The organism is Stieleria sp. (assembly GCF_041595215.1).
In the GTDB taxonomy this organism is placed as follows: domain Bacteria; phylum Planctomycetota; class Planctomycetia; order Pirellulales; family Pirellulaceae; genus Stieleria; species Stieleria magnilauensis.
The window spans coordinates 1-8,221 of sequence record NZ_JBFHKV010000310.1 but is presented as its reverse complement, the minus strand read 5'-3'; the positions used below and the strand labels follow the sequence as shown (position 1 = coordinate 8,221).

The 8,221-nt window shown below is 59.1% G+C and carries 5 protein-coding genes and 1 pseudogene; 2 read left to right on the top strand and 4 right to left on the bottom strand.

Translation table 11 applies throughout. The features are described 5' to 3' along the window. Positions 1 to 846, bottom strand: a pseudogene (locus ABX749_RS13735) (hypothetical protein); the annotation flags it as partial. 300 nt (positions 847 to 1,146) lie between these two features. Here ABX749_RS13735 and ABX749_RS13730 point away from each other — a divergent pair. Beyond that, complete coding sequence (locus ABX749_RS13730) at positions 1,147 to 1,761, top strand: BON domain-containing protein (RefSeq protein ID WP_372896478.1); 615 nt, start codon at positions 1,147 to 1,149, stop codon at positions 1,759 to 1,761. A gap of 64 nt (positions 1,762 to 1,825) precedes the next feature. Here the strand turns inward: ABX749_RS13730 and ABX749_RS13725 are convergent, their stop codons facing one another. Genes ABX749_RS13725 through ABX749_RS13715 form a run of 3 tightly spaced genes read right to left on the bottom strand, consistent with a single transcriptional unit; the run spans position 1,826 to position 5,107 of the window. After that, positions 1,826 to 2,278: a hypothetical protein gene (locus ABX749_RS13725; RefSeq protein ID WP_372896477.1), complete on the bottom strand. Its 453-nt coding sequence runs from the start codon at positions 2,276 to 2,278 to the stop codon at positions 1,826 to 1,828. Positions 2,279 to 2,286: 8 nt separating this feature from the next. After that, a complete protein-coding gene (locus ABX749_RS13720; protein ID WP_372896476.1) occupies positions 2,287 to 3,597 on the bottom strand; it encodes an ABC transporter permease in 1,311 nt (436 codons plus the stop codon). Positions 3,598 to 3,613: 16 nt separating this feature from the next. Further along, positions 3,614 to 5,107: an efflux RND transporter periplasmic adaptor subunit gene (locus tag ABX749_RS13715; RefSeq protein ID WP_372896475.1), complete on the bottom strand. Its 1,494-nt coding sequence runs from the start codon at positions 5,105 to 5,107 to the stop codon at positions 3,614 to 3,616. A 614-nt stretch (positions 5,108 to 5,721) separates the two neighbouring features. On the opposite strand from ABX749_RS13715, the gene ABX749_RS13710 reads away from it, so the two are divergent. Beyond that, positions 5,722 to 8,136 carry a CehA/McbA family metallohydrolase gene (locus ABX749_RS13710; protein ID WP_372896474.1) on the top strand — a complete coding sequence of 805 codons (2,415 nt, stop codon included), beginning with the start codon at positions 5,722 to 5,724 and terminating at the stop codon, positions 8,134 to 8,136. Positions 8,137 to 8,221 lie beyond the last annotated feature (85 nt).

Here is an 8,221-nt window from a genome sequence, read left to right as displayed (position 1 = left end):
GAAGAACGTCAGTTGGGGACGGGTTTCCTCGGCACCAATACAGCGTGAAATGATCGTTCCGAATTTCGCGTTGTCGGCCAACGTCGGTTCATCGTTTTTGTCCAACCAGTGGTTGAGCACATCTTGTGCGGTCGAATGCCCAACCCCGATCACCAAGGTTCCGTCTTTCTCAAAGAACTCGATCGGTTGCTGGCCGAAACGCCCGGGCAACAGCCGGGTGACTTCAGTCGATCCGATTTCACGAATTCGCCGGACGTAGCGGCCCTGCAAGACCTGCTCTTCGAATCGCTCGACGATCGACATCAATTGATCGATATTGTCGTCCGCATCGATGATCAATGTTCCGCCGAACGAATACAACTCGCGCCGCTTCTGACGTTCACGGCGTTGCTCCAGTTCGGTCTGGTCTTCGTTTTCTCGGGCCTGAATCTCTGGTTTTTCATCCTCCTCCAGCGGCTTGACCGGGTGGATCGCAATCGCCACTTGGCCGTGCGGAATCGCCAGCAACTCGTCCAGATTCACGCCGACCCGATCACTGATTTGATCGAACAAGTCGCGCGCGGTCGCGTAAAACTGATCCGCAAACGGCCTCATTTTGGGATCGTTGATCATCTTGCCGATCGACGTCTTGTCCATCTGTTTCCGCAAGTCATCGGCACTGTCCAGCCGGATATAAACGAGTGTATCACTTGGTAACAAACGCGGTGCGCCAGGGGCGTCGTCCGCGCCCGGCTTGCTGTCATCGGCCGCGGAAACGGGAGCGGCAGCCAACATCAAACAAACACAAGCCGATGCGAACACCGGCACAGTGCCGCGAAAAATGGAGACAGGAGAAGAGATCGACATCGATTTCGTCTTAGGTAGAAGGGAGTAAAACGCCCGTGAAGTCGTTAGAAACGGGGAAAACGGTTTCAGGGCAAACGACAGCCGCTGCGGTCCGGCCGGCCCGGTCGCCACCCAACGCAGCGTTGCCGACAGGCAAGTGCGGGCTGGACATGACGGATGATTCGATTCTCCGGGCTCGATCTTGGTTGGCAACCCACGAAGTGTACTCGGCAGAAACCGAAACGTTTGGAGGCGCCGATGGTTAGACTAACGTAACAGATCAACAAATCTGGTTGCCCATCTTTTGTCCAAGGTTCCGTCATGGTCTCACCGAATCGAATCACTCGGTTTTGTCGCTCGCTCTCGATCGTTTTCCTGGCCGCCGTTTTCGCCGCCAGCGGTGGATCTGCACAAGCACAGCCCGATGCCGAAGACACCGGCGGGACCCAGTTCCAAGGCGCCGAGCCGGACTTGAGTGTGTTCGAAGGGGTCGAACGAGGCGATTCCATCGGCACGGCGGCGACCCAAGGCTTTGGAGTGGTCGCGGAAGCCGGCGGAACGGCCGGACGAACCGCCGGCGGGGCCGGTGGCGGCGGGTTCGGTGGCGGTGGACTGGGAGGCTTGTTCGGCGCACTCGGCGGAGCCTTCGGAGGCCAAGGAACGTCCACTCAAAAACCGATCATTCGGGTTCGATTGCGATCCGCCATCGAGGTGCCGCCGCGTCCGACCACCGAAGTCCAGCAATCCGCCCGGCGAACCTTGAACCGTCTGCCACCGAGCAGTCGTATTCGCGGCGTCAATGTCACCATGGACGGACGCACCGCAGTCCTCACCGGCTCTGTCGCCAGCGAGAAAGATCGCCGCATGAGCGAACTGCTGATGCGATTAGAACCCGGCGTCAACCAAGTCGACAATCGAGTCGTCGTGGGGAACTGAACCCCGACTCGGTCGAGTGCAAGCCTGCCGATACCGGCGTCAACCGGCTGATGTCGATGGAGGATCAGCCTTCTTCACGCCATTGCATCTGCCCGCCGCGTTGCCAAACACTCCGCGCGATGGTCCACCCCGCCTGAATCACGATGGCAAACACGACCGTCGCCGCTCCGATCGGAGTCTGCGCTTCACCAGGAGACCACTCCAGCAAGAAGATCGTCAGGAAACAACCGATCGTCATCGCGATCATCGATGCGCTGAGGATCCAAAACCCGCGCAGTCCAGGCCGAATCGAAAGGACGGCAAGAATGATCGCGCACAACGACAGCAGCGGACCGCTGACCACAATCGACTCGATATCATAAACCGCGCACGCCGACGCGAGCAGCGATCCCGTCATCAACAGTGCGGCAAACCCGACCGCAAATCGCGATCGTCGACGCCCGAAATCGCTCGGCAGCGGTGGCGGTCGTTCGGGTGCACTCTGTGGCGCCGCGTAGGGGTTGATTTCCGATACCATCTAAATGGCTATTCATGACGCAGGGCTTCGATCGGGCTCATGTAGGCCGCGCGCCGCGCCGGATAGACCCCAAAAATCAATCCGACGCCGAGCGAGATAAACAGCGACAACAGCACCGACCACAACGCAATTCGAGGCTCGAGAGTATAAACGATCTCGGGCAAGATTTCGGGGGAAACCGATGCCACGATGGAACGCAGAGCGCGAAAGATCGGCCCGCACAGGAGCCCGCACAGCACGCCCAACAGACCACCGCTTCCGGTCAGCACCAGCGTCTCGGTCAAGAACTGTTGAATGATGTCGATGCGTCTGGCCCCCAAAGCCCGACGGATCCCGATCTCCCGTGTCCGTTCGGTCACCGTCGCCAACATGATGTTCATGATCCCGATCCCGCCGACCAACAACGAGATCCCCGCAATGACCACCAACAAGACGTTGAACATCGTGCGTGTCCGTTCGGCCTGACGCAACAGTTCCTTGGGAACGACGACCGCAAAGTCTTCTTGCTCGTGGTAGGTATCCAACAGGTGCTTGACGATCGCGGCGGTGACGTCGACGTCTTTGATGTCACGCACCGACAACGTGATCTGCGTCAATTCGACGATCTCGCCCTTGAAATTGAACCCGTCGCCGGTCCGCGTCATGATTTGATCGCCCACCCGATGCTGGAACGTTTTCAGCGGGATGTAGGCATCGCTGCTGTATTCACGCGCATCGAGTGACCCGCCGACCGCGGCAGAGGCTTCGCGTGGTTTGGTCTGCCCGATCACCCGGTAGACATCGCTTTCGACCCGCACCTTCTGGCCGATCGGGTCTTCCTGTGGGAACAACCGTCTGGCCGTCCCGTCGGCCAGGACGACCACGTTTTCGCGGTCATCCCGCTCATTGATCCAGCGTCCACGGGCGATCTCCAATCGATTCAGCTGCAAATGCTCCGGCGTGCATCCGACCAATTTGGCATCCATCCGCCGCCCACCGACCATGAACTCGCGACGCAGTTCGCGGATCGGCACCGACGTTTCGATCGTCGGCACATTGGACAGAATGCGTCGATAGTCGGCCCGCGTGACGCCATACGTTTTGACGCGTTCGTCGGCGTCCTCACTCGACCGTGGCTCGATGGTGCGGACGATGATGTTCTTCGCGCCCAATTGCAAAATCTGTTGCTGCGCGTCATAGCTGACACCCTCGCCCATCGCGACCAACCAGATCACGGTCGTGGTGCCGATGAAGATCCCCAACGCTGCCAGCGCCGAACGCAGCTTCTGGACCATCAGACTTTTGAAGCCCAGCTTTAACGTTTGCGTGAATTTGCCCATCTCGTTTCAGCCTCGATCACGTTCCGGGAGCGGGCTCGGACGACGACGGCTTGGTCGACGACGACTCGGACGAAGACGACTCGGAATCCTGCTTCACGATTCCGGCCAACTCCGCAGCGTCTTTCTCGCCCGATTTCGCCGGACGCAAGGCCTGCTGCTGCGCTTCATCGACATAGGCCAACGGATCCAACACGACTTTCTCGCCACCGGCCAGTCCGGCGGTGACGATGGTGAATTCGTCATTGGTGTCGCCCAATTGGATCAGACGACGGGTCACCTTGCCGCGTTCTTCCACCCAACAGAAAAACTGTCCGTCGCTTTCCAAGATGCTCGCCACGGGAACAGTCAGCACGTCGTCGTGCTCGGCCAGCACGACATCGACGATCGCACTCATGCCCGGCTTCAGCCCTTCGCGTTGTTGCAATTTGATGATCGTGTCGTATTTGACCAAGTTGCCCGTCCACCAACCCGCCGGCTTGGTGACTTCGGCAATCTCGCTGACCTCGCCCACCAGCTCGATGTCCTGCAACTCAATTTTCGCCGGCATGCCGACCTTCAAACGATCCACTTTTGATTCATGGATCCCGACTTTGACCTGCATTTGACTGACATCGGGAATCACCAACAGCGTTTGCTGCTCACGCACCACGGCCCCTTCTTCGATGTCCGGAGTCGATTTCCAGTCTGCCATCGACGGGAAAATCACCATCCCACCGATCTCCGCGGTGATCGTGCAGTTCTTCAGCTGTTCCTTTTCGCGTTCCAACCGGGCTTGTTCGAGTCGCAGTGACGCGTCGAAGGACGCCAATCGCGCCTTGGCAGCCCGCAAGTCACTCTGCAAGGTCTGCAATTCCTTTTGCTTCTTGTACTTCTCAAGCGCCATCAACTTGGTCTGTTTCAGTTCCAGCGCCTTGCGAGCCGATTCGACGGCAAACTTTTCACCCTGCAATTGAAGCGTCTTGATCAGCCCCTTGGCGGCCATCCGAACATTGGACTCGTAACTCAGTTCGGCCTGCTTGAGCGCTTGCTCGGCATCGAAGATTTCTTTTTCGATCGTGCTTCGTTCTTCGATGAACGTCCCTTCCAGGTATTCCGTGATGCTCGTCTCCGCGACAGCCACGTCGCTTTCGGCGGTGATTTTGTTGGCCAGCGCGTTCTCGTAAATGATTTCCTGGGCCAAGATGTTGTCTTCGATTTGTGACGTGTCCAATCGCACCAGCTCTTCGCCGGGCTTGACGATCGTTCCGGTCTCAATCACCCACAGGACCGTGCTGCCGCCCTTGACCATGCACTTGATTTCTTCGTTGTTGCTGCTTTCGACCGTCCCGTTTTCGGTCACCGTGACCGCCAGTTTGCCGGGTGAGACGCGGTGGGTCAGAATCGACGACTCGACGTCACGATCGAGCGAACTGGTTGCAAAGGTGGTGACAGCACCGACCGCCCCCAGCACGACGAGGGCGATCAACGTTCGTCGCCCCCAGATCGAAACAAATGAAATCGGATGGGCCATTGGACAGTCGCGGAAGGTGGGTGCGGATTCCAGGGAACGGGCACGAGTATTGGTGTGCAGGCTTTAGCCGCCCACTGTCGCTGCGTCGCAGCGACCGGGAATCGCCTCAAGGCTAGACACCAACCTGCGCTGGTGTGCAGGCTTTAGCCGCCTCCTATCGCTGCTCCGCAGCGACCGGGAATCGCCTAAAGGCTAGACACCAACATGCGCTGGTGTGCAGGCTTTAGCCGCCTCCTATCGCTGCTCCGCAGCGACCGGGAATCACCTAAAGGCTAGACACCAACATGCGCTGGTGTGCAGGCTTTAGCCGCCCACTGTCGCTGCGTCGCAGCGACCGGGAATCGCCTAAAGGCTAGACACCAACATGCGCTGGTGTGCAGGCTTTAGCCGCCTCCTATCGCTGCTCCGCAGCGAGGGGGAATCGCCTCAAGGCGAGACACCAACGATTGCTGAATCCCTGATCCTCTCTTCTAGTTTACCCGCTGATGGCATTTTGTTGAGAACGAATTTGAAATCCGCCATCCTTGAAAATCCCTGGCACGCACGCTGCCGCGATGGATACGTTACAAAATGATACCCCGCACAGCCCCACACCCCCGCCCAAGGAACGTTCTATGAGCACTGCACGTTACGTCTCCCGCTGCAACCTTCTGGCGATCGGCATCGCAATTTGTCTGATGCCGACGGGTCGTCTGGCCGACGGACAAGACGACTTGGCGATCGTTCATCACGTTCCCAAACAACCACTCGTGGCGTCGACCCGGCGGCTCATCGAAGCGATGGAATTCGCCGGATCACCGCTCAGCGAGACGACGATCGCCGCGATTGAGTTGGCCGCAGAACTCGACAAACCCGCCGACGTGTCTCGCGCCATTCAATCGACATTGGACCCGCTGTGTTTGGCGTCGGTGCACATCAACGCCGAAAGCCGCGTCAAAGTTGCCGAGGGGCCCGTCAAGAAGCAACTGATGCAACAGGGTTGGCGGGCCTTCCTGGTCAAAGTCCACAACGAAGCCGGCATCACGCCTGAACTGGTCGCCGATAGCCCCAATGCCGCACCGGTCTACCAAAAGGGACGCGGCGCGAGACAGCAGCCTCGTACCGATGAAGACTTGGTCGATCCGAGTGAAACCGAAGACCGTTGGCTGGACCTATCGATGCTCAATCGGGCACCGCTGAAAAAGCAACTCAGCGGTCTGAACCTCGAGTACCGAATCGTCATGCTCGGCAGCCGTGATGCGGGCAAACGCGAAGCCAACCTCTCGTTCCATGTCGGCCAGGGAACGCAGGATATCGGCTTTCGAAACAGTGTGGCGATCCTGTTCGATTGCCAGCGTGCCGTCGACGTGCAATTGGGAATCACCGATGTCGACGGAAAACCGACGACGGCGTCATTGCTGATCACCGACGATCGGGGACGCGTGTACCCGAACCCTGCCAAACGGCTGGCACCCGATTTTTTCTTTCACCAACAGGTCTACCGGGCCGACGGAGAATCGGTCTTGCTGCCGCCGGGCCAATACAACGTCTCGGTCACGCGCGGGCCGGAGTACATTCCGGTCCGACGCCGTCTGCAAATCCCCGAAGCCGCCGAGCATCACGAATCCTTTCAACTCAAACGCTGGATCCATCTGGCCAAGCGCCGCTGGTATTCCGGCGACCACCACGTCCACGCCGCCGGCTGTGCCCACTACGACAGCCCCACCGAAGGCGTCGGTCCCGAAGACATGATGCGACACCTGCTGGGCGAAGACGTCAATGTCGGCTGCGTGCTCAGTTGGGGCCCCTGCTGGTACACCCAAAAGGAATTCTTCAACGGCCAAACGTCAGCGTTGTCGACCGAAGACAACCTGATGCGTTACGACGTCGAAGTCAGCGGATTCCCCAGCTCGCATGCCGGTCACTTGTGCCTGTTGAATCTTTCCGAAGACGATTATCCGGGCACGAAAGTGCTCGAAGACTGGCCCAGCTGGACCTTGCCGGTGTTGAAATGGGGCAAACAGCAAGGCGGTGTTGTCGGCTACAGCCACAGCGGATGGGGATTGGCACTGCCGGACAAAATGCCCGACGGGTCTCGCAAGTTTGTCGGTCGTCCCTGGGGCGGAGCCACGGGAGACTGGAGAGGCCAAGCGGCCGAGACGCTGCCCGATCATGCGATGCCAAAATTCGACGGCATCGGAGCCAACGAATACATCGTCACCGTGACCGAAGACGTCTGTGATTTCATCTCCGCCGTCGACACGCCGGCCATTTGGGAATTGAACATCTGGTATCACACGCTCAACTGCGGCATGACCGCCCGGATCAGCGGCGAAACCGATTTCCCCTGTATCTATGGCGACCGCGTCGGATTGGGGCGGATCTATGTGCAGCTCGACGAAGACCAACCTCTCGACTATGAAAACTGGATCGCGGGGTTAAAGGACGGCCGCAGCTATTGCGGGGACGGTTTGAGTCACATCATCGATTTCGCCGTCGATGGTCTGGGCGTGGGGCAAAAACAATCGGCAAACGACGCGCCCAGCCGACTTGATCTGGATCGCCCCCAAACCGTCGATGTCACCTTCGACGTCGCGGCGCTATTGAAGGAAACGCCGACCGAGGAAACCGAGCGGATTCGAAAACTCCGCTTGGATGAGAAACCGTATTGGCACATTGAACGCTGTCGACTCGGTGATTCACGCCGCATCCCGGTGGAAGTCATCGTCAATGGGCACGTCGTCGCAACACGCGAAATCGTCGCCGACGGATCGCAGACCTCTCATTCGATCCCCGTCGAGATCGAAGCGTCCTCGTGGGTGGCCGTCCGCATCCTGCCCTCGGTTCACACCAATCCCGTCTTTGTCCACGTCGCCGGCGAACCGATCCGGGCCAGCAAGAAAAGTGCCCAATGGTGCATCGATGCCGTCGAGACGTGCTGGAATTCCAAACGAGGTCAAATCCGAGAGTCCGAACGATCCGAAGCCAGAGCCGCCTACGACCGCGCCGCCGAACGTTATCGGACGATTCTCGCCGAGTCAAAACAGTAGCCAGCCGGTGCCCTCCAAGACTCCCCACGCTCTGGCGCGCGTCCCCACCGTCGCCACACGGTGAACGCCCCCGCACCCACGCTCT